Source organism: Anaeromyxobacter sp. SG17, assembly GCF_022690695.1.
In the GTDB taxonomy this organism is placed as follows: domain Bacteria; phylum Myxococcota; class Myxococcia; order Myxococcales; family Anaeromyxobacteraceae; genus Anaeromyxobacter; species Anaeromyxobacter soli.
Genome location: NZ_JALCYX010000018.1, coordinates 52,216 through 72,058 on the forward strand (window position 1 = coordinate 52,216; position 19,843 = coordinate 72,058).

General features: G+C 74.5%; 15 protein-coding genes. 5 read left to right on the top strand and 10 right to left on the bottom strand.

Annotated features, from left to right (window positions below):
- Nucleotides 1-39 precede the first annotated feature (39 nt).
- Nucleotides 40-552: a phosphohistidine phosphatase SixA gene (gene sixA, locus MNY60_RS09495; RefSeq protein ID WP_242360500.1), complete on the bottom strand. Its 513-nt coding sequence runs from the start codon at nucleotides 550-552 to the stop codon at nucleotides 40-42.
- Nucleotides 553-748: 196 nt separating this feature from the next.
- Between sixA and ptsP the strand changes: the two genes are divergently transcribed.
- Entirely contained in the window at nucleotides 749-2,476 is a 1,728-nt protein-coding gene (ptsP, locus tag MNY60_RS09500) for a phosphoenolpyruvate--protein phosphotransferase (protein WP_242360501.1), read from the top strand.
- A gap of 49 nt (nucleotides 2,477-2,525) precedes the next feature.
- Here the strand turns inward: ptsP and MNY60_RS09505 are convergent, their stop codons facing one another.
- Nucleotides 2,526-2,906 carry a response regulator gene (locus MNY60_RS09505; RefSeq protein ID WP_242336322.1) on the bottom strand — a complete coding sequence of 127 codons (381 nt, stop codon included), beginning with the start codon at nucleotides 2,904-2,906 and terminating at the stop codon, nucleotides 2,526-2,528.
- Between the two features lie 216 nt (nucleotides 2,907-3,122).
- Between MNY60_RS09505 and MNY60_RS09510 the strand changes: the two genes are divergently transcribed.
- A complete protein-coding gene (locus tag MNY60_RS09510; protein WP_242360502.1) occupies nucleotides 3,123-3,503 on the top strand; it encodes a tautomerase family protein in 381 nt (126 codons plus the stop codon).
- A gap of 1 nt (nucleotide 3,504) precedes the next feature.
- On the opposite strand, the gene MNY60_RS09515 is transcribed toward MNY60_RS09510, so the two are convergent.
- From MNY60_RS09515 to glk, 8 genes are all read right to left on the bottom strand, one after another.
- The gene (locus MNY60_RS09515) at nucleotides 3,505-3,915 is read right to left on the bottom strand and encodes a hypothetical protein (RefSeq protein WP_242360503.1); all 411 of its coding nucleotides are present in this window, start codon (nucleotides 3,913-3,915) and stop codon (nucleotides 3,505-3,507) included.
- Nucleotides 3,916-4,061: 146 nt separating this feature from the next.
- The gene (gene pgl, locus MNY60_RS09520; protein ID WP_242360504.1) at nucleotides 4,062-4,820 is read right to left on the bottom strand and encodes a 6-phosphogluconolactonase; all 759 of its coding nucleotides are present in this window, start codon (nucleotides 4,818-4,820) and stop codon (nucleotides 4,062-4,064) included.
- Nucleotides 4,821-4,831: 11 nt separating this feature from the next.
- Nucleotides 4,832-6,364: a glucose-6-phosphate dehydrogenase gene (gene zwf / locus MNY60_RS09525; RefSeq protein WP_242360505.1), complete on the bottom strand. Its 1,533-nt coding sequence runs from the start codon at nucleotides 6,362-6,364 to the stop codon at nucleotides 4,832-4,834.
- Nucleotides 6,361-7,386: a phosphogluconate dehydrogenase (NAD(+)-dependent, decarboxylating) gene (gene gnd / locus MNY60_RS09530; RefSeq protein WP_242360506.1), complete on the bottom strand. Its 1,026-nt coding sequence runs from the start codon at nucleotides 7,384-7,386 to the stop codon at nucleotides 6,361-6,363. The genes zwf and gnd overlap by 4 nt, the downstream gene beginning before the upstream one ends.
- A gap of 14 nt (nucleotides 7,387-7,400) precedes the next feature.
- Nucleotides 7,401-8,540: a transaldolase gene (gene tal, locus MNY60_RS09535; protein ID WP_242336304.1), complete on the bottom strand. Its 1,140-nt coding sequence runs from the start codon at nucleotides 8,538-8,540 to the stop codon at nucleotides 7,401-7,403.
- On the bottom strand, nucleotides 8,521-9,003 hold the full coding sequence (locus tag MNY60_RS09540) for an RpiB/LacA/LacB family sugar-phosphate isomerase (RefSeq protein ID WP_242360507.1): 483 nt from the start codon (nucleotides 9,001-9,003) through the stop codon (nucleotides 8,521-8,523). The genes tal and MNY60_RS09540 overlap by 20 nt, the downstream gene beginning before the upstream one ends.
- A gap of 5 nt (nucleotides 9,004-9,008) precedes the next feature.
- Nucleotides 9,009-11,108: a transketolase gene (gene tkt / locus MNY60_RS09545; RefSeq protein ID WP_374109399.1), complete on the bottom strand. Its 2,100-nt coding sequence runs from the start codon at nucleotides 11,106-11,108 to the stop codon at nucleotides 9,009-9,011.
- Nucleotides 11,109-11,184: 76 nt separating this feature from the next.
- Nucleotides 11,185-12,171, bottom strand: a complete 987-nt coding sequence (glk, locus tag MNY60_RS09550; protein ID WP_242360508.1) for a glucokinase — start codon at nucleotides 12,169-12,171, stop codon at nucleotides 11,185-11,187.
- Nucleotides 12,172-12,339: 168 nt separating this feature from the next.
- Between glk and MNY60_RS09555 the strand changes: the two genes are divergently transcribed.
- The 3 genes from MNY60_RS09555 (at nucleotide 12,340) to MNY60_RS09565 (ending at nucleotide 19,718) form a co-directional block, all read left to right on the top strand.
- Nucleotides 12,340-16,005 (top strand): phosphoketolase, encoded by a 3,666-nt coding sequence (locus MNY60_RS09555; protein ID WP_242360509.1) that lies wholly within the window; start codon nucleotides 12,340-12,342, stop codon nucleotides 16,003-16,005.
- Nucleotides 15,992-18,841 (top strand): cation-translocating P-type ATPase, encoded by a 2,850-nt coding sequence (locus tag MNY60_RS09560; protein WP_242360510.1) that lies wholly within the window; start codon nucleotides 15,992-15,994, stop codon nucleotides 18,839-18,841. The genes MNY60_RS09555 and MNY60_RS09560 overlap by 14 nt, the downstream gene beginning before the upstream one ends.
- Before the next feature lie 214 nt (nucleotides 18,842-19,055).
- Entirely contained in the window at nucleotides 19,056-19,718 is a 663-nt protein-coding gene (locus MNY60_RS09565) for a DJ-1/PfpI family protein (RefSeq protein ID WP_242336286.1), read from the top strand.
- Nucleotides 19,719-19,843 lie beyond the last annotated feature (125 nt).

The following is a 19,843-nucleotide window of genomic DNA, read 5'->3' on the forward strand; positions in this document are numbered from 1 at the left end:
GCGAGCGAGCGCCTCCCTGGACGCGCTCGACGGTGCGCGTCACCTCGCCTTCCGCGCCCCGAGCAGGCGCAAGAGCCTCGCCGTCGCGAGCCAGCGCAGCCGCCCGCCCCCCGGCCGCGGGGCGCCGTCGAGCTCGAGGAGGCACGCGCCACCTTTGCGAAAGGTGAACAGCGGCTCGGGATCGCCGGCGACGAGGAGCGCCGCGAGGCCAGAGAGGTGCGGCTCGTGCCCGACGAGCGCGACGGTGCCGCCGTGGCGCGACGCGCGGAGCCACTCGAGCAGCTCCTGGGGCGGATGGCCCGGCGCGAGCGCCGGGAGCCCTTCCTCGGGCGAGAGCTCGAACGCCTCCGCGACGATCCGCGCCGTCTCGACGGCCCGGACGAGGGGGCTCGGGACGACGGCGTCGAGCTCCGCGACGAGCGCCATGAGCCCCCGCGCACCCCGGGCCATGCGCCGGCGTCCCTCGGCCGTCAGCGGCCGGCGCGCGTCGGCCGCCTCGCCGCGCGACGAGGCCCGCTCGGCGATGGCGTGGCGAATGAGCAGGAGCTCCATCTCCCTGCTCGATAAGGCCGGGCGCGGCCCGGCGGCAGCGGCGCGCCCCATGTCCGTGCACGCTCGGGCCCACGCGAGGCGGGCTCCCCGGTCGCTCGCGCGCCCGACCGGGTGGGGAGCGGGGGCGGACGGCGCGGCCCGTCTTCGTGGCGGCCGCGGCCCGCCGCCGCTTATGAGCGAGGAAAGGATCCCTCAGATGCTCAGAGGCACGGGCGTGTCGCCGGGAGTCGCGCGGGGCAAGGCCCTCGTCATCGCGTGCGGCTACCGGTCCGCGGCCCCCCGGCGCAGCATCCACCCGTCCGAGGTGGAGGGCGAGCGGCTGCGCCTGGACGCAGCCCTGGCCACCGCCGGCGCGGAGCTGGCCGCGCTCCAGGCGGACGTGACCGAGCGGCTCGGCCAGAGCCAGGCCGACATCTTCGGTGCCCAGGCGCTCGCGGTGGACGATCCGGAGCTGCGCGACCGGGTCCTCCGCCGGGTCCGGGAGAAGCTCATCAACGTCGAGGCGGCGCTCTCGGAGGTGATCGACGAGTACCTGCGGATCATCGAGGCGATCCCGGACGCCTACCTCCGCGAGCGCGCGGCCGACGTCCGCGACGTGGGCCGCCGGGTCCTGTCGACGCTCATCGAGCGCCGGGGCCCCTCGAGCCTCGTCATCCCCGCGGGCGCCATCATCGTGACGGAGGAGCTCCTGCCGTCCGTGACGGCGCGCCTCGAGCTCGACCGCGTCGGCGGCCTCGTGACGGAGCGGGGCAACCGGTTCTCGCACAGCTCGATCCTGGCGCGCTCCCTGGGGACCCCCGCCGTCGCCGGGGTGCCCGAGGCGTCGCTCCGGATCAGGACGGGAGATCGGCTGATCGTGGACGGCATCGGGGGCGTGGTCTTCGTCAACCCCGAGCCGGCGCTGGAGCGCGAGTACGATCGTCTGGAGGCGGAGCTCCGCGCCGGCAAGGAGGAGCTCACGCACCTCGTCGGCGTGCCCTCGGTGACGCGCGACGGCACGGCGGTCCCGCTCTACGCCAACGTGAACAAGCTCGCGGACACGGAGTCCGCGCTGCGCTTCGAGGCCGAGGGGATCGGCCTCTACCGCACCGAGTTCGCGTTCTCGATCCGCCCGGCGTTCCCCACCGAGGAGGAGCAGTACGAGTACCTCGCGCGGGCGGCGGAGCGCTTCCACCCGCGGAAGGTCGTCTTCCGTCTCCTCGACCTCGGCGGCGACAAGGTCCTGCCGTACTTCCCCCTGCCGCCCGCCCGCAACCCCTCGCTCGCGCAGCGCGGTGTCCGGCTCCTGCTCCGCCACCCCGAGGTGCTGAAGCCGCAGCTGCGGGCGTTCCTGCGCGTCAGCGCGGACCACCCGGCCTCCATCCTGCTCCCCGTCGTCGGCGGGCTGGAAGAGGTCCGGGAAGCCCGCCGGATGGTGAGGCAGGTGCAGGCGGAGCTCGCCGCCGAGGGCCTGCGCTTCAACCCCGACGTCCCGCTGGGCGCGATGATCGAGGTCCCCTCGGCGGCGCTGATGGCGCGCACGCTGGCGCGGGAGGTCGAGTTCCTGAGCCTCGGGACGAACGACCTCGTGCAGTACGTGCTCGCGGCCGATCGCGAGGACGAGACCATCGCCCCCTACTACCAGCCCCTGCACCCGGGAGTGCTGCGCCTCATCCGCTCCGTCGCGGAGGCCGCGGAGGCCGCCGCCCGTGAGCTCACCATCTGCGGCGAGATGGCCGGCGATCCGCTCCACACCGAGCTCCTCCTCGGCCTCGGCCTGCGCGCGTTCAGCGTCGCCCCGGGCGAGATGCTCGAGGTGAAGAACGCCATCCGCGAGACCCGCCTCGACGCGGCCCGGGAGCTCGCGCAGCGCGCCGTGGAGCTGGGATCGGCCGCGGAGGTCGAGGCGCTGCTCGGCGAGCGGACCCGCCCCCGGAAGGATTGAGCGGCCGGCGGCCGGGCGAGCGAGCGAGCCGCCGGGCGGCGCGCGCGGCTCAGGCCGCGATCGCGCGGCCGGCCCGGACTGCGGCGACGGCGCGGAGGAGGTCGGAAGCGGCGTACGGCTTGGCCAGGTATCCGCTCGCGGCGAGCGCGCCGGGCTCGGCCGACGAGGTGACGAGCACCGGCACCTGGGCGAGCACGGGGTCGCGCAGCTGCTCGCGGCGGAACTCCCAGCCGGACATGACCGGCATCTCGAGGTCGAGCAGGATGAGCTCGGGCGTGAGCTCGCCCGCCTTGAGCCGAGCGAGGGCCTCGCGCCCGTGCCTCGCCGTCACCGTCTCGAAGCCCGCGTCGGTCAGGACCTGGACGACGAGCTCCCGGAGGTCCTCGTCGTCGTCGACCACCATCACCACGCCACCCGTCCGCTCGACCATGCCGTCCTCCCCTCGGACGCCGAGCTCAACGCTACGCCCCGTCCTGCGGCCGTCGAGCTTTCGGCGCCCGGGAACGCCAGCTCTCGTGGGTTCGGCCGACGGGAGGAGCGGCGGAGCCGGCCGGGCGCGTCAGGGACGCTCCACGTGCCCCAAGTGCGGCCCTCGGCAGGGGGATGCGTGGCGATAGATCCCCGGTCCTTTCCCCAGGAGATCCCGATGCCGCTCGTTCGCATCTCGCTCAGAGCCGGAAAGCCGGAGGCCTACCGCACCGCCCTCGGCGACGCGGTCCACCGCGCCATGGTGGAGACGATGAACGTCCCCGCGAAGGATCGCTTCCAGGTCATCACCGAGCACGACGCCGCGGGGCTCGTCTACGACCGGTCCTATCTCGACATCGCGCGGAGCGACGATCTCGTCGTCGTGCAGATCACGCTCAACACGGGACGGACCGTGGAGATGAAGAAGGCGCTCTACGCCCGGATCGCCGAGCTGCTCTCCACGTCACCCGGGGTCCGAAGGGAGGACGTCCTCGTCTCCCTCGTGGAGGTGGTGAAGGAGAACTGGTCGTTCGGGAACGGGATCGCGCAGTACGCGTGACTCAAGGCGCCGCGACCACCCAGACGTCCTTCACGCCCTGCCCATTCGTGTCGCCCGGCTTCTTGTCCCCGACGAACGTGTAGAGCGGCTTGCCCTTGTACGTCGTCTGCTTCTTGCCGTCCTCACGCGTGATGGTGCCGAAGTCGCCCGCGCTCGGCCCCCCCGCCGGCTCGACCTTCTCGCGGTAGTAGATCGGCCAGTTCGCGACGCACGGCCCCGCGCACGCGCTCTTCCCGCCCGCGTCCATCTTGAACACGTAGAGCGTCATGCCCTTGTCGTCGGTGAGGTAGCTCCCGACCTTGTCGCTCTTCGCCACCGTGACCGTGTCGCCGGCCGCCCGCGCGCCACCGGCGAGCCCCAGGACGGCGGCGGAGGCGATCGCCGCCACGAACCCACGCTTCGAAACGCGCATCTCGAGTCCCTCCCGCCCGTACGGGCGCGATGAACCTAGGGCGAGGAGGCCCTCGCGATCGCGGCTCGCGCGGGGCCCTCGTCGCCTTTGCGCGGTTGCTGCCTTGGCGGGAACCGCGCGCGGTCGGGCGCGCGCGCCGGCGGCGGTCAAGGCGCCGGGAGGAAGGGCGCTGCGGCGCGGTCGACGAGCCAGAGGACCGAGCCGTGCGCCGGCCGGACGCGCGCCGCGGGGAGCGCCTCCGCCCCGCTCGCGCCGGAGAGCACGCGCGCGAGCGCCGGCGCCTTCTGCGCGCCCGAGACGAGGAAGACGGCGCGCGCCGCCGCCTGCAGCGCGCGCAGGGTGAGCGTGATGCGGGCGGGGCCCGCGGCGGGCGCGGGCACCGCGGCCACGAGCCGCGACGGCTCGTCGATCGCGGGGCTCCCCGGGAACAGCGAGGCGGTGTGACCGTCCGCGCCCATCCCGAGCAGCAGGAGATCGAAGCGGGGCGCGACGCCGAAGAAGGCGCGCAGCGCGTCCTCGTAGGAGCGGGCGGCCGCGCCGGGCTCGTCCTCCCCGCGGATCCGGTGGACGTTCTCCGGCGGGAGCGCCACGGACGAGAGGAGCGCGCCGCGCGCCATGCCGTAGTTCGACCGCGGGTCATCCGGCGGCACCGCCCGCTCGTCCCCGAAGAACACGTGCGTGCGCGCCCACGGGAGCGCGTCGCGGTAGGGGGCGGCGGGATCGGCGAGCAGCGCGTAGACCGCGCGCGGGGTCGCGCCGCCGGAGAGCGCGACCGCGAAGCGCCCCGACGCGGCCACCGCCGCGAGGGCCCGGAGGCGCCACTCGTCGGCGGCGGCGCGAGCGAGCGCGACGTGGTCGTCGAGGACCCGCACCTCCCGCCCGGACGTGTCCCCCTCCGCGCCCACGCGGCCCGCCCTCAGCCCACCACCCAGCGCCGCCCGTCGCGGCGCAGGAGCGTGTCCGCCGCCGGAGGCCCCCAGGAGCCGGCGGCGTAGTTCGGGAAGTCGGGGGCGGGGCGGCTCGACCACGCGTCGAGGATCGGGGTCATGATCCGCCACGCCGCCTCGACCATGTCGGCGCGGTGGAAGAGCGTCGAGTCGCCCACCAGCGCGTCGTACAGGAGCCGCTCGTACCCCGTCGCCGCGCACCCCTCGCCGATGCTCCCGTAGTCGAAGGAGAGCCGCACGTCCTCGACCCGGATGGCGGCGCCCGGCGCCTTCGCCTTGATGTCGAAGGAGATCGCCTCGTCGGGCTGGATGTGGATGTGGAGCCGGTTCGGCTCGAGCTCCGCGACGCCCGACTGCTGGAAGAGCGTGAGCGGCGGCTTCCGGAACTGGACCACGATCTCGGTGCAGCGGCGCGCGAGCCGCTTGCCCGATCTGACGTAGAAGGGCACCCCGGACCAGCGCCAGCTGTCCAGGTCGAGCCGCACGGCCGCGTAGGTCTCGATCGTCGACTGCGGGTCCACGTCCGGCTCCGACCGGTAGCCGGGCACGCGCGCCCCGCCGATCGTCCCCTCCCCGTACTGCCCGCGGACGGCGCCCGTCGCCCGGATCGTCTGGAGCACCTTCACCTTCTCGGCGTGGACCGCGTCGGCGTCGAGGCTCGCGAGTGGCTCCATGGCGACGAGCGTGACGAGCTGGAGGACGTGGTTCTGGAGGACGTCCCGCAGCGCCCCCGCGCTCTCGTAATAGGAGCCGCGCCCCTCCATCCCGAGGTCCTCCGCCACGGTGATCTGGACGTGGTCGACGTAGCGGCGGTTCCAGATGGGCTCGAACACGCCGTTCCCGAAGCGGAAGACGAGGATGTTCTGGACCGTCTCCTTCCCGAGGTAGTGATCGATCCGGAAGATCTGATCTTCGCGCAGCACCGCGTGCAGCTCCGCGCCGAGGGCCTTCGCCGAGGCGAGATCGCGCCCGAACGGCTTCTCCACGACCACGCGCCGCCACCCCTGCGCCTCGCGGGTGAGCCCCGCGGCCTCCAGGCGGCGGACGATCGTCCCGAACGCCGCGGGCGGCGTCGCGAGGTAGAAGAGGACGTTCCCGCCGGTCCGGTGGCGCGCGGACACCTCGGCGAGGCGGGCCTTCAGCCACCCGTAGGTGGCGGGGTCCTCGAACGCGCCCTGCACGACGCACATCCGCTCGACGAAGCCGTCGAAGCTGCGCTCGTCCTCCGGCGGGCACGCCGCGACCTCGCGCACGCTCGCGCCGATCGCCTCGCGGTACGCGGTGTCGGAGGCGACCTTGCGCCCGACGCCGATGATGGCGAAGTCCTCGGGCAAGAGCCCGTTCGACCACAGGTTCCACAGCGAGGGGAAGAGCTTGCGGCGCGCGAGATCGCCCGTGCCTCCGAAGATCACGAGCGCGGCGGGGTCGGCCGGTCGCTCGAGCGGAGCCGGCTTCGGCTTGCCTCCCTCGTCGGGCGCGATCCGCGCCTCGGGCTCGCTCATCGCCGTCGCTCCCGGGAGGTCCCCGGCGCCGACCCGGGCGCGCTCGGCGGCGGGGCCTCCGCGTGGCCGCCGAATTGCCGCCGCATCGCCGAGAGGAGCTTCTCGCCGAACGTGTGGTCCTGCCTCGAGCGGAACCGGGCGTAGAGCGCCGCGGAGATGACGGTCGCCGGGACCGCCTCCTCCACGGCGGCCTGCACCGTCCAGCGCCCCTCGCCGGAGTCCGGCACCCTGCCCCCGAACGCGTCGAGCCCGGGGTCCTGCGCGAGGGCCGCGGCGGCGAGGTCGAGGAGCCAGGAGGAGACGACGCTGCCGCGTCTCCAGACCTCGGCCACCTCGGCGAGATCGAGCCGGTAGCGGAGCTCCTCGGGCACCTCGTCCCCGGCGGCGCCGCGCAGGATGTCGAACCCCTCGGCGAACGCCTGCATGAGGGCGTACTCGATGCCGTTGTGGACCATCTTCACGAAGTGCCCGGCGCCCGCCGGACCGCAGTGGAGCCAGCCGTCGTCGGCGGTGCCCGTCCGGCCCTCGCGGCCGGGCGTGGCCGGCACCGCGGCGCGCCCCGGCGCGAGCGAGCGGAAGACCGGCTCGAGGAGGCGGACCGCCTCGGCGTCCCCGCCGATCATCAGGCTGTACCCGCGCTCGAGCCCGAAGACGCCGCCGCTCGTGCCGACGTCCACGTACCGGACGCCCTTCGCCGCGAGGCGCCCTGCCCGCCGCACGTCGTCCTTGAACCAGGAGTTGCCCCCGTCCACGACCACGTCGCCCGCCTGCAGCCGGTCCGCCAGCGCCGAGACCGTCTCCTCGGTGGGCGCTCCCGCGGGCAGCATGACCCAGACCGCCCGCGGAGAAGCGAGGCGGCCGACGAGCGCCTCGAGCGACGGCGCCGCGGCCGCTCCCTCCCGCTCCAGGGCCGCTCCCGCCGCGGGGTCGCGGTCGTACGCGACGACGCGGTGACCGGCGCGCAGGAGGCGCCGCGCCATGTTCGATCCCATCCGCCCGAGCCCGACCATCCCGAGCTGCATCGCGCCGTCTCCTCTCATGGGGCCGCGGGCGCGCCGAGCCCCGCGCGCCGCGCCTCGATCGTGGCGAGGAGCGCCTGGAACGGCTCGGCGAACTTCCGGACCCCCTCCGCGAGCACCTCGTCCGTGACCGCGTCCATCGAGATCCCGAGCGCCCTCAGCGCCGTGAGGTCGGCGTGGGCTCCCGGCACGTCCTCCTCGAGCGTGGGGCGCACCGTGAGGCCGCGGCGGAGGGCCTCGAGCGTGTCCGGCGGCACCGTGTCCACCGTGTCCGGGCCGACCAGCGCCTCGACGTACATGAGCTCCGGGTAGCGCGGATCCTTCACGCTCGTGCTCGCGAAGAGCACGCGCTGCGTGCGGGCGCCGCGGGCCGCGAGCCGCTGCCAGCGCCCGGTCGCGACGAGGGCCTTGTAGTCCTGGTAGGCCAGCTTCGCGTTGGCGATGCCGGCCTTGCCGCGGAGCGCCACGATGCGCTCGCGCTCGCTCGGCCCCGCCGCGCGGCCGGCCAGCGCGTCGAGCCGGCGGTCCACCGCGGTGTCGATCCGCGAGACGAAGAAGCTCGCCACGCTCGCCGCCCGCGAGAGCTCCTCTCCCCTGGCCGCGCGCGCCTCGAGCCCGGCCATCCAGGCCTCCGCGGCCAGTCGGTACGCCGAGCGCGCGAACAGCAGCGTGACGTTCACGTTCACGCCCTCGGCGGCCAGCGCCTCGATGGCCGGCATGCCCTCGGGCGTGCCCGGGACCTTGATGAAGACGTTCGGTCGCGAGAGCGCCCTCCACAGGCGGAGGCCCTCCTCGATCGTCCCTCGCGTGTCCTTCGCCAGGAGCGGCGAGACCTCCAGGCTCACGAAGCCGTCGCGCCCGTCCATCGCGTCCCAGACCGGGCGCAGGAGATCGGCCGCCGCGCGCAGGTCCTGGAGCGCCAGCGCCTCGAAGATCGCCTTCGCGTCCGCGGTCCCCCGCCCCAGCGCGGCGATGTCGGCGTCGTAGTCGGCGGTGCCCGCGATCGCCTTCTCGTAGATGGACGGGTTCGTGGTGAGCCCGCGGACGCCGTCCTCGACGAGCCGCGCGAGCGACCCGGTGCGGAGGAGATCCCGCTTCAGCCCGTCGTACCAGAGGCTCTGCCCGTACCTCGCGAGCTCACGGATCGGCTCGATCATGTGCGCCTCCTTGCAGCGCCCGCGCCTCGATGGAGCGCGTCAGCGAGACCCGCCGGCGGTGCCGCTCCTCGGCGGAGGGGCGGGCGCCGAGGAAGGCCCGGACGATCTCCCGCGCGAGCGCCTCCCCGACGACGCGCGCCCCGAGCGCGAGGACGTTCATCGCGTCGTGCTCGACGCCCTGGTGCGCCGAGTAGGTGTCGTGGCACACGCCGGCGTAGACGCCCGGCAGCTTGTTCGCGGCGATGGCCACCCCCACGCCGCTCCCGCACACGAGGACGCCGCGCTCGGCCCGGCCGGACCGGACGGCCTCGCCCACCCGCACCGCGTGCTCCGGGTAGTCGTCCTCCGGCCCCGGCGCGCGCGGGGCGAGATCGACGACCTCGTGGCCGCCGGCGGCGAGGTCCTCGCGCAGCGCCTCCTTCAGGGCGAAGCCGGCGTGGTCGGCGGCGAGGGCGACGCGCACGGGCGCTAGCCCTCCCCGCGCGCGAGGAGCGCGCTCGCGGTCGAGACGATCGCGTCCGGCGTGAACCCGAAGCGCGTCTGCAGCGCCTTGAGCGGCGCGGAGGCGCCGAAGGTGCGCATCCCGACGACGGCGCCTTCGCTCCCCACGTAGCGATCCCAGCCGAACGTGGAGGCCTGCTCAACCGCGACGCGCGCCTTCACCTCGGGTGGGAGCACGCTCGCGCGGTACTCCGGCGGCTGCTGCTCGAAGAGCTCGAACGACGGCATGCTCACCACGCGCGCGCGGACGCCCCGCGCCGAGAGCGTCTCCCATGCCGCGAGGGCGAGGTGCACCTCGCTCCCGGTGGCGAGGAGCAGCAGCGCGGGGCGCCCGCCGGGGGCGTCGGCGAGCACGTAGGCGCCGCGCGCGAGTCCCGACGCCGGGGCGTAGCGGGTGCGATCGAGGATCGGCACCGGCTGGCGGGTGAGCACGAGGGCCACCGGGCCGTAGCGCCGCTGCATCACGACGCGCCAGGCCTCCACCACCTCGTTCGCGTCCGCCGGGCGGAGCGTGACGAGGCCCGGGATCGCCCGGAGGGAGGCGAGGTGCTCGACGGGCTGGTGCGTGGGGCCGTCCTCGCCGAGCCCGATGGAGTCGTGCGTGAAGACGGCGATGACGGGCAGCTCCATGAGCGCGGAGAGCCGCAGCGCGGGGCGCATGTAGTCGCTGAAGACGAGGAAGGTCGCCTCGAAGGGGCGCAGCTTCGTGAGCGAGAGGCCATTCGTCACCGCGCCCATGGCGTGCTCGCGGATCCCGAAGTGCAGGTTCCTGCCGCCGGGGGTGTCCGCCTCGAGGTCCAGGGCGCCGTCGAGCGTGAGGCGGGTCTTCGTGGAGGGCGCGAGATCGGCGGCGCCGCCGAGGAGCCAGGGGACGTTCGCGGCGACGGCGGTCGCGACCTTCCCGGACGCGTCGCGCGTGGCGATCCCCTTCGCGTCGGCCGGGAACGCCGGGAGCCCGCGGTCCCACGCCTCCGGCAGCTCGCGGCGCTGGATCCGGTCGAGCTCGCCGGCGAGGTCCGGGTGGCGCGCCCGGTACGCGGCGAACGTCCGCTCCCACGCCCCGCGCAGGCGCGCGCCGCGGGCCCCGATCCCCGCGCGGAAGTTCTCGCGCACTCCCTCCGGCACGAGGAACCGGCCGTCCTCGGGCCACCCGTAGCGCCGCTTCGTGTCGCGGACCTCGTCCTCGCCGAGGGGCTCGCCGTGCGCCTCGGAGGTGTCCTGCTTCCGCGGCGCGCCCCAGGCGATGTGGCTGTCCACCACGATCAGCGTCGGGCGGTCGCGGGTCGCGCGGAACTGCTCGAGCGCGCGAGCGAGCGCGTCGAGGTCGTTCGCGTCGCCCACGCGCGTCACGCTCCACCCGAGCGCGATGAACCGGCACGCCACGTCCTCGCTGAAGGCGAGCTCGGTCCGCCCCTCGATGGTGATCCGGTTGTTGTCGTAGATCCAGCAGAGGTTCGGCAGCCGGAGGTGGCCCGCGAGCGACGCCGCCTCCTCGGAGATCCCCTCCATGAGGTCGCCGTCCCCGCACAGCGCGTAGACGTCGTAGTCGAACAGCGTGAGGTCGGGGCGGTTGTACCGGGCGGCGAGCCAGCGGCCGCCGATCGCGAGGCCGACGCTCGTCGCGACGCCCTGCCCGAGCGGACCGGTCGTCGCCTCGACGCCGCTCGTCCACCGGTACTCGGGGTGGCCGGGGCACTTGCTGTCGAGCTGGCGGAAGCGCTCGATGTCCGCGAGCTCGACGGCCAGCCGGCCCAGCGTCTCGTAGTCGGGATCGACGGCCTTCACCCCCGCGAGGTGGAGCAGCCCGTAGAGGAGCATCGACGCGTGCCCGTTCGAGAGCACGAAGCGGTCGCGGTCCGGCCAGACCGGATCCTCGGGGTCGTAGCGCAGGAAGCGTTGCCACAGCACGTAGCCCACCGGCGCGAGGGCCATGGGCGTGCCCGGGTGGCCCGAGCGCGCCTTCTGGACGGCGTCCATGGCGAGGGTGCGGAGCGTCGCCACCGAGAGCTGGTCGACATCGCGGTCCACCACGGCTCCTGATCTGGATGCGACGCGCGCCGATCGCATCCCCTCGGCGCTCGCGTACCGGATCGTCCTGCGAGTGCGCGAGCGCCCGCACGGACGCGCGCTCCGTGCGCTCTTCTCAACCGCGCGCCGGGACCTCCATCGCCCGGCGCGCAGCGCCGAGGAGCCCGGCGCGGTCGTCGAGGATGACGTGGACCGGGATCTCCTCGAGCAGCGCGGCGAGCCGTCCCTTGCCCGTGAAGACCTCGTGGAACACCCCGCGCCGGAGCCACGGCACGATGTGCGGCGCGATGCCGCCGCCGAGGAAGACGCCGCCCGTCGCGAGCACGCGGAGGGCGAGGTTCCCCGCCTCGGCGGCGTACGCCGAGGCGAACAGATCGAGCGCCGCCGCGCAGACGGGATCGCGCCCCTCGAGCGCGGCCGACGACACGGCCTTCGCCGCGCCCGCGCCGGCGATCGCGCGGGCGAGCTCCGGCGGCTCCGGGACCCCGCTCCGCTCGCGGAGGAAGCGGTACGCGTCGCCGAGCCCGGGGCCGGAGAGCACGCGCTCCCAGCTCACGCGGCCGTGGCGCGCCCGGAGCCAGCGGAGGAGCTCGATCTCGAGGTCGGTGCGCGGCGCGAAGTCCGCGTGCCCCCCCTCGCTTGGGAGCGCGACGAGGCGGCCGGAGATGGACAGGAGCGCCGCCTCGCCGAGCCCCGTCCCCGCCGCGATCACGGCCCGCGCCGCGGACGGGTCCGGGCGGCCCGCGTGGATCGTCCCGAGCGCGTCCGCGCCGAGCACGTCCAGTGACCACGCGAGCGCCTCGAGGTCGTTCATGAGCACGACCTCGGCGAGCCCGAGCGCCGCCGCGAGGCCATCCGCGTCGACCACCCAGGGCAGGTTCGTGGTCACGACGACGCCGGCCCGCAGCGGCCCGGCCACGCCGAACGCCGCCGAGTCGATGGAGCCGCCCTCCTCGCGCAGGAAGCGCTCCAGGATCTCCTCGAGGCGGCCGAAGCGGTCGCTCGGGTAGATCCGGAGGGCGCGCAGCGCGGGCCGTCCGCCCCGGACGTCGAAGGTGGCGAGGCGGGCGTTCGTCCCGCCGATGTCCCCTGCCAGGATCACGAGCCTCTCCGGGCCGCCTCGATCGTGCGAACCTCGCTCATCGCGTCCCATGCCGCGCCCGAGCGCGCAGGGCTCGTCTCGCACGGGCCATCGGGGCGGTGCGCGCTCCTGGCCTTGCGCGCGAGGCGCGCGGGTCGAAGATCCGGCACCGACGGGGTGCGCCGGCAAATGCCCGACAGGATCCTGGTCCTCAACGCGGGCTCGTCGTCCATCAAGTTCTCGCTCTTCCGCGGGCGCGATGGGGCGCTCGCGGCCGACGTCCGCGGCCAGGTCGACGGGCTCTCGCCCGAGGGCGCGCCGCGCTTCGTGGCGCGCGGGCCGGGCGGCGCGGTGCTCGCGGAGCGTCGCTGGCCGGCGAGCGCGTACCTCGACCACGCGGGCGCGGTGCGGGCGCTCCTCGACTTCGTCCGCGGGGCGGCGGAGGGCGGGGCGCTCGCGGGCGCGGCGCACCGGGTGGTGCACGGCGGCGCCGTCTTCGCCGGGCCGGAGCTCGTCGACGACGGCGTGCTCGCCCGGCTCCAGACCTTCGTCCCGCTCGCGCCACTCCACCAGCCGCACGGCCTCGCGCCCATCCGCATCCTGCGCGAGCTCGACCCGGCGCTCCCGCAGGTCGCCTGCTTCGACACCGCCTTCCACCGCACCCTGCCCCCCGTGGCCGAGCGCTTCGCGCTCCCCGAGGAGCTGCACGCGGCGGGCCTCCGGCGCTACGGCTTCCACGGTCTCTCGTACGAGTACGTCGCCTCGACGCTCGGGTCGCTCGATCCCGCCGCCGCGTCCGGGCGGACGGTCGTCATGCACCTCGGCAGCGGCGCCAGCATGTGCGCCCTCCTCGAGGGCCGCAGCGTCGCGACGACGATGGGGTTCAGCGTGCTCGACGGCCTCTGCATGGGGACCCGCTGCGGCGCGCTGGATCCGGGGGTCGTGCTCTGGCTCGCGAGCGAGCGGGGCCTGGATCCGCGCGCGATCGAGCGGCTCCTGTACGACGAGTCCGGGCTCCTCGGGGTGTCGGGCATCTCGAGCGATCTCCGGACGCTGCTCGCCTCGCCCGATCCGCGCGCGCGGCTCGCCGTGGACCTCTTCGTCTACCGGATCGACCGCGAGCTGGGGTCCCTCGCGGCGGCGCTCGGCGGACTCGACGCCGTCGTGTTCACGGCGGGCATCGGCGAGAACTCCGCCGAGATCCGGGCGCGGGTCTGCCGCGACGCCGCCTGGCTCGGCCTCGAGCTCGATCCTGCGGCGAACGCCGCGGGGGGCCCGCGGATCTCCGGCGGCCGGAGCCGCGTGTCCGCCTGGGTGGTCCGCACCGACGAGGAGCTGATGATCGCGCGGCACGCGCGCCGGATCCTGGCGCGCGCGGTCGCGGGGGAGGGACGAGCCGTGAGCGAGCAAGCGCCGAGGACCCCGGGAATCGCCGACCTGTCCGCGTTCGGGCCTGCGCGCTCCACCGTGCGCGGAGCGCCGCTCGCGCCGGAGGAGGTGGGCCGGATCGACGCCTTCTGGCGCGCCTGCAACTACCTCGCGCTCGGCATGATCTTCCTGCAGGACAACCCGCTCCTGCGCGAGCCGCTCCGCCCCGAGCACGTGAAGAACCGGCTCCTCGGCCACTGGGGCGCGAGCCCGGCCCTGTCGTTCGTCTACGCGCACCTCGACCGGATCATCCGCGCGCGCAACCTGGACGTGCTCTTCCTGGCGGGACCGGGGCACGGCGCGCCCGGCGTGCTCGGCCCGGTCTACCTCGAGGGCACCTACTCCGAGGTCTACCCGGACAAGAGCCTCGACGAGGAGGGGCTCCGGCGCCTCTTCAAGCAGTTCTCATTCCCGGGCGGCGTCGGCAGCCACTGCACGCCCGAGCTGCCGGGCTCGATCCACGAGGGCGGAGAGCTCGGGTACGTGCTCTCCCACGCCTGCGGCGCCGCGTTCGACGACCCGGACCTCATCGTCGCGGCCGTCGTGGGGGACGGCGAGGCCGAGACCGGCCCGCTCGCGACGTCGTGGCACGTGAACAAGTTCCTGAACCCGATCCGCGACGGCGCGGTCCTCCCGATCCTGTCCCTGAACGGCTACAAGATCGACAACCCCACCCTGCTCTCCCGCATCCCCTCGGACGAGCTCACGCAGCTCCTCGCCGGCTACGGCTGGACGCCCTTCCTCGTGGAGGGCTCCGAGCCCGAGTCGATGCACCAGGCGATGGCGGCCACCCTCGATCGCTGCGTGGAGCTCGTGCGCGGGGCGCAGGCCGAGGCACGCCGGACCGGTGTCGCCGCCCGGCCGCGCTGGCCGATGATCGTGCTGCGCGCGCCCAAGGGCTGGACGGCGCCGGCCGAGCTGGACGGCCACGCGCTCGAGGGCTCCTGGCGCGCGCACCAGGTCCCCATCCCGGGCGTCAAGCGGGACCCCGCCCGGCTCGCGCTGCTCGAGCGCTGGCTCCGGAGCTACCGCCCCGAGGAGCTCTTCGACGCGGCGGGCGCGCCGGTCGCCGCCGTGCGCGAGGCGGCGCCCCGGGGGCCGCGCCGCATGGGCGCGAGCGCGCGCGCCAACGGCGGGCTCCTCAAGAAGGCGCTCCGGCTCCCCGACTTCCGGGACTACGCGGTGACGGTGGAGTCGCCCGGTGGCTCGCAGGCGGGGAACACCGGTCCGCTCGGCGCCTTCCTGCGCGACGTGCTGCGCGCGAACGACCGGAACTTCCGGTTCTTCTCGCCCGACGAGACCACCTCGAACCGGCTCGACGCGGTGTACGAGGCGTCGGGGAAGCTCTGGCTCGGCGCGAGCCTCCCGGAGGACGCCGACGGCGGCCGGCTCGCCCCCGACGGCCGCGCCGTCGAGGTGCTCTCGGAGCACACGCTCGAGGGGATGCTGGAGGGCTACCTCCTGACCGGGCGCCACGGGCTCCTCGCGTCCTACGAGGCGTTCGTCCACATCATCGACTCGATGTTCAACCAGCACGCGAAGTGGCTCTCCATCTGCAACCGCCTCTCGTGGCGCGAGGAGATCGCGTCGCTCAACCTGCTCGTCACCTCGACCGTCTGGCGCCAGGACCACAACGGCTTCACCCACCAGGACCCCGGGTTCCTGGACGTGGTGGTGAACAAGAGCGCCGAGGTGACCCGCATCTACCTCCCGCCCGACGCGAACTGCCTGCTCTCGGTGGCGGACCACTGCCTCCGGAGCGAGAACTACGTGAACGTGATCGTCGCCGACAAGCAGGTCCACCTTCAGTACCTCTCGATGGAGGCGGCCGTCGCGCACTGCGCGAAGGGGATCGGCATCTGGGACTGGGCGAGCAGCGACGAGGGGCACGACCCCGACGTCGTCATGGCGTGCGCCGGCGACGTCGCCACGCTGGAGGCGCTCGCCGCCGCGGCCATGCTGCGGGAGGCGTTCCCCGACCTGCGCGTCCGCTTCGTGAACGTCGTGGACCTGTTCAAGCTCCAGCCGGAGACGGAGCACCCGCACGGCCTCTCCGACCGGGACTTCGACTCGCTCTTCACCGGGGACGCGCCGATCATCTTCAACTTCCACGGCTACCCCTGGCTCGTCCACCGGCTCGCCTACCGCCGCAGGAACCACCCGAACCTGCACGTGCGCGGCTACAAGGAGAAGGGGAGCATCAACACGCCCCTCGAGCTCGCGATCGAGAACCAGATCGACCGGTTCAGCCTGGCCATGGACGTGATCGACCGCGTGCCGCGGCTGCTCGGCCCGGGCGCTCACGCCAAGGAGCGGTTCCGCAACCGGCAGATCCAGTGCCGGCTGCACGCCCAGGAGTACGGCATCGACCCGCCCGACATCGTGGGGTGGCGGTGGCCAGCGGGGGACGCCGTTGGCCGCGGTTAGCCCCACGGACGCATCTCCCCAGCGCCGCGCCGTCGCGGACGTCGTCGCCGCGCTCGCGAGCGACGCGCGGCGCGGGCTCTCGGGCGGCGCGGTCGAGGAGCGCCTCCGGCGCCACGGCAGGAACGAGCTGCCCGCGCCGCCGCCGGTCCCCGCCTGGCGGCGCTTCCTCGCCCAGTTCGCGGACGTCCTCACGATCCTGCTGCTCGTCGCGACGGTGGTCTCCTTCGTCGCCTGGTGGATCGAGCGCGAGACCCCGCTCCCGTACGAGACGCTCACCATCGTCGCGATCGTCCTCCTCAACGGCGTGCTGGGCTTCGTCCAGGAGAGCCGGGCCGAGCAGGCCGTCGCGGCGCTCCGGGCGATGACCGCCCCGACGGCCCGCGTCCTGCGCGACGGGAGACAGGAGCTCGTCCCGACCGCCGGGCTCGTGCCGGGCGACGTCCTGCTCCTCGAGGAGGGCGACACGGTCCCGGCGGACGCCCGCGTGCTCGAGGCGATCGCGCTCCGGGTCGCCGAGGCGGCCCTCACCGGCGAGAGCACGCCCGTCTCGAAGGACAGCGCCCCGCTCGCCGTCGAGGCCGGGATCGGCGACCGGACGAACATGGTGTTCAGCGGCACGGCCATCGCCTCCGGCCGCGGCCGGGCCGTCGTCACCGCCACCGGACCGTCGACGGAGCTCGGCCGGATCGCCGGCTCGCTCCAGGAGACCGAGGAGGTCGCGACGCCGCTCCAGAGGGAGCTCGACCGCGTGGGCAAGCAGCTCGGCGTCGCGGTCGTCGCGATCGCGCTCGCGATCAGCGCGACGATCCTGGTGCTGGAGGAGCTGCGGTCGCTGACCGACCTCGTCGACGTGCTGCTCCTGGCGGTCTCGCTCGCCGTGGCCGCCGTCCCGGAGGGGCTCACGGCGATCACGACGATCGTGCTCTCGCTCGGGACGCAGCGCATGGCCGCGCGCCACGTCATCGTGCGCAAGCTCTCGGCGGTCGAGACGCTCGGCTCGACCACGACGATCTGCTCCGACAAGACCGGGACCCTGACCCGGAACGAGATGACCGTCCGCGCCGTCGTCACGGCGAGCGGCGCCGTCGAGCTGAGCGGGACGGGCTACGATCCCACCGGCGAGGTGCGGAGGGACGGCGCGCCGGTGGAGGACCCCGCGCTGCTGGAGGAGGTGGAGAAGACGCTCGGCGCCGGGCGGCTCGCGAGCAACGCCACGCTCGTCGAGCAGGACGGCCGCTTCACGATCCAGGGCGATCCGACCGAGGGCGCGCTCCTCGTCGCCGCGAGGAAGGTGGGGCTCGCCGCGGAGGAGCTCGAGGCGCGCTACCCGCGCGTCGGCGAGGTGCCGTTCTCCTCGGACCGCAAGATGATGAGCACCGCCCACGCGGACGCCGAGCAGGAGCGGGTGCTCGTGTTCGCGAAGGGGGCGCCCGACATCCTGCTCGCGCGCTGTACGCAGGAGCGGGTCGGCCAGGGGACGAGGGCGCTCGGCGAGGAGCGCCGCGCGGAGCTCTCGCGCGCCGTCGACAGGCTCGCCGCGTCCGCGCTGCGGACGCTGGGCGTCGCCTACCGCACGCTTGGCCGGGACGCGGTCACCGGCGAGCTGACGGACGAGGTCGAGCAGGAGCTCGTGTTCCTCGGGGTGGTCGGCATGATCGACCCGCCGCGCCCGGAGGCCCGCGCCTCGGTCGCGCAGGCGCAGGGCGCAGGCGTCCGGCCCGTGATGATCACCGGCGACCACCCGATCACCGCGGCGGCCATCTCCGCCGAGCTGGGCATCGCCGCCTCCGGCGCCAGGGCGCTGACCGGCGCCGAGCTCCAGCGCATGGACGACGAGGCGCTGCGCGAGGCCGTCCGCGACGTCTCCGTCTACGCCCGGGTGTCCGCCGAGCACAAGCTGCGGATCGTCCGGGCGCTGCGCGCGAACGGCGAGATCATCGCCATGACCGGCGATGGCGTGAACGACGCCCCGGCGCTGAAGGCGGCGGACATCGGCGTGGCGATGGGCATCACCGGGACCGACGTCGCGAAGGGCGCCGCCGACATGATCCTCACCGACGACAACTTCGCCTCCATCGTCGCCGCCGTCGAGGAGGGCCGCTCGATCTTCGCCAACATCCAGCGCTTCCTGCGCTACCTGCTCTCGTCGAACATCGGCGAGGTGCTCGTCATGCTCCTGGGCGTGCTGCTCGCCGGGGTCGTCGGCCTCGCGCCCGAGGAGGGCTCGGCGGTCGTCGTCCCGCTGCTCGCGACCCAGATCCTCTGGATCAACCTCTTGACCGACTCGGGCCCGGCGCTGGCGCTCGGGGTCGAGCCCCCGGACCGTGACGTCATGCTCGAGCCGCCGCGCGACCCCCGGAGCCGGGTGATCGACGCACGGACCTGGCTCGATCTCATCCTGGTCGGCGTGGTCATGGCCGCCGGGACGCTCGCGGTGATGGACCTCGCCTTGCCCGGCGGGCTCCTCGGCGGCGGCGCCTCGGCGCCGGGGCAGGGCCTCCGCCGTGCCCAGACCCTGGCGTTCACCACCCTCGTCCTGTTCCAGCTGTTCAACGCCTTCAACGCCCGCTTCGTGGCCCGCAGCGCCTTCCACCGGGCCTTCGCCAACCGCTGGCTCTGGCTCGCGGTGGCGATCTCGGCGGGCCTGCAGGTCGCCGTGGTCCACGCCCCGTTCCTCCAGCGTCCGTTCCGGACCGTCGCGCTCGACGCGAAGGACTGGCTCCTCTGCGTCGCCGTCGCGAGCTCCGTGCTGTGGGTGATGGAGGCGAAGAAGGCGGTGGTGCGGCTCGCCGCGCGGTCCGGCGCCGGGCGGCTGCCGCGAACGCGCCCGGCCTGAGCGCGAAGCGCCGCGGCAACAGGGACGCGGCAGACCTGCTTACCGGTACGTCAGCCGTCTCGGCGCGGCCCAGATGGGCTCGGCGGACGCCCGCGCGCGGGCCGCACGACCGAGCGGCGCGTCGCCCGAGCGGAGCGCGACGCGCCCCGCCGAGGCCCCGACACGGCAGCGCGCGCCGTGCATCGGTGAGGAGAGCTCGACGAGGAGGTACGACATGGCCCCGACTCGCCCGGGGTTCCGCCTGGGCATCTACGTCTTCAAGGACGCCGAGATCGTCGACTTCGCCGCTCCGCACGGCGTCTTCTCGGTGGCGCGCCGGTACGATCCGGAGCTGGACGCGTTCCTGGTCGCGGACGCGATGCGCCCGGTGCAGGCCCAGGCCGGCTTCACGGTCCTGCCGAACTACGGCTTCTCGGACCGCCCTGCGATGGACGCATTCCTGATCCCGGGGGGCTACGGCACGAGGCAGGAGCTGCACAACCGGCGCCTCCACGAGTTCATCCGCAGCCAGCCCCAGGAGACGCTCCTCGTCTCCGTCTGCACGGGCTCCTGGATCTACGGCGCGATGGGCCTGCTCGACGGCCTCCCCGCGACGAACCGCAAGGAGCCGGACCGCGCCGAGGCGACGCCGCCGGGCCTCGTGCCGCTCGAGCGGCTCGCGCGGATCGCGCCGGCGTGCAAGCCGAGCCGCGCCCGCGTCGTCGACGCCGGACGGATCATCACCGCGGGGGGGATCACGTCGGGGATGGAGATGGGCTTCCATCTGCTCCGCCGCGCCGGGTATCCGGAGAGCTTCATCGCCGACGTCGCGCGCGTCATGGAGTACACCGCGGCGTACGAGCTGTACCGGGACGATCGCGAGGAGCCGCGGAGCTGATGGCGCCCGTCGCTTGCGTCGAGCCGTCGCGAGACGCGCGATGCCGTCGCCGAGCCGGGCCCGGGCTCGCCGGTCGCGGTGGACCGGCGGGCGCGGGCCCGGAGCTTCAGGAGCGACGCTCCCGG

What these genes read in the sequence shown, in the direction of transcription:
- sixA (WP_242360500.1), bottom strand. Translation starts at nt 552, where the DNA reads ATGGAGCTCCTGCTCATTCGCCACGCCATCGCCGAGCGGGCCTCGTCG.
- ptsP (WP_242360501.1), top strand. Translation starts at nt 749, where the DNA reads ATGCTCAGAGGCACGGGCGTGTCGCCGGGAGTCGCGCGGGGCAAGGCC.
- MNY60_RS09505 (WP_242336322.1), bottom strand. Translation starts at nt 2,906, where the DNA reads ATGGTCGAGCGGACGGGTGGCGTGGTGATGGTGGTCGACGACGACGAG.
- MNY60_RS09510 (WP_242360502.1), top strand. Translation starts at nt 3,123, where the DNA reads ATGCCGCTCGTTCGCATCTCGCTCAGAGCCGGAAAGCCGGAGGCCTAC.
- MNY60_RS09515 (WP_242360503.1), bottom strand. Translation starts at nt 3,915, where the DNA reads ATGCGCGTTTCGAAGCGTGGGTTCGTGGCGGCGATCGCCTCCGCCGCC.
- zwf (WP_242360505.1), bottom strand. Translation starts at nt 6,364, where the DNA reads ATGAGCGAGCCCGAGGCGCGGATCGCGCCCGACGAGGGAGGCAAGCCG.
- gnd (WP_242360506.1), bottom strand. Translation starts at nt 7,386, where the DNA reads ATGCAGCTCGGGATGGTCGGGCTCGGGCGGATGGGATCGAACATGGCG.
- tal (WP_242336304.1), bottom strand. Translation starts at nt 8,540, where the DNA reads ATGATCGAGCCGATCCGTGAGCTCGCGAGGTACGGGCAGAGCCTCTGG.
- tkt (WP_374109399.1), bottom strand. Translation starts at nt 11,108, where the DNA reads ATGCGATCGGCGCGCGTCGCATCCAGATCAGGAGCCGTGGTGGACCGC.
- MNY60_RS09555 (WP_242360509.1), top strand. Translation starts at nt 12,340, where the DNA reads ATGCCCGACAGGATCCTGGTCCTCAACGCGGGCTCGTCGTCCATCAAG.
- MNY60_RS09565 (WP_242336286.1), top strand. Translation starts at nt 19,056, where the DNA reads ATGGCCCCGACTCGCCCGGGGTTCCGCCTGGGCATCTACGTCTTCAAG.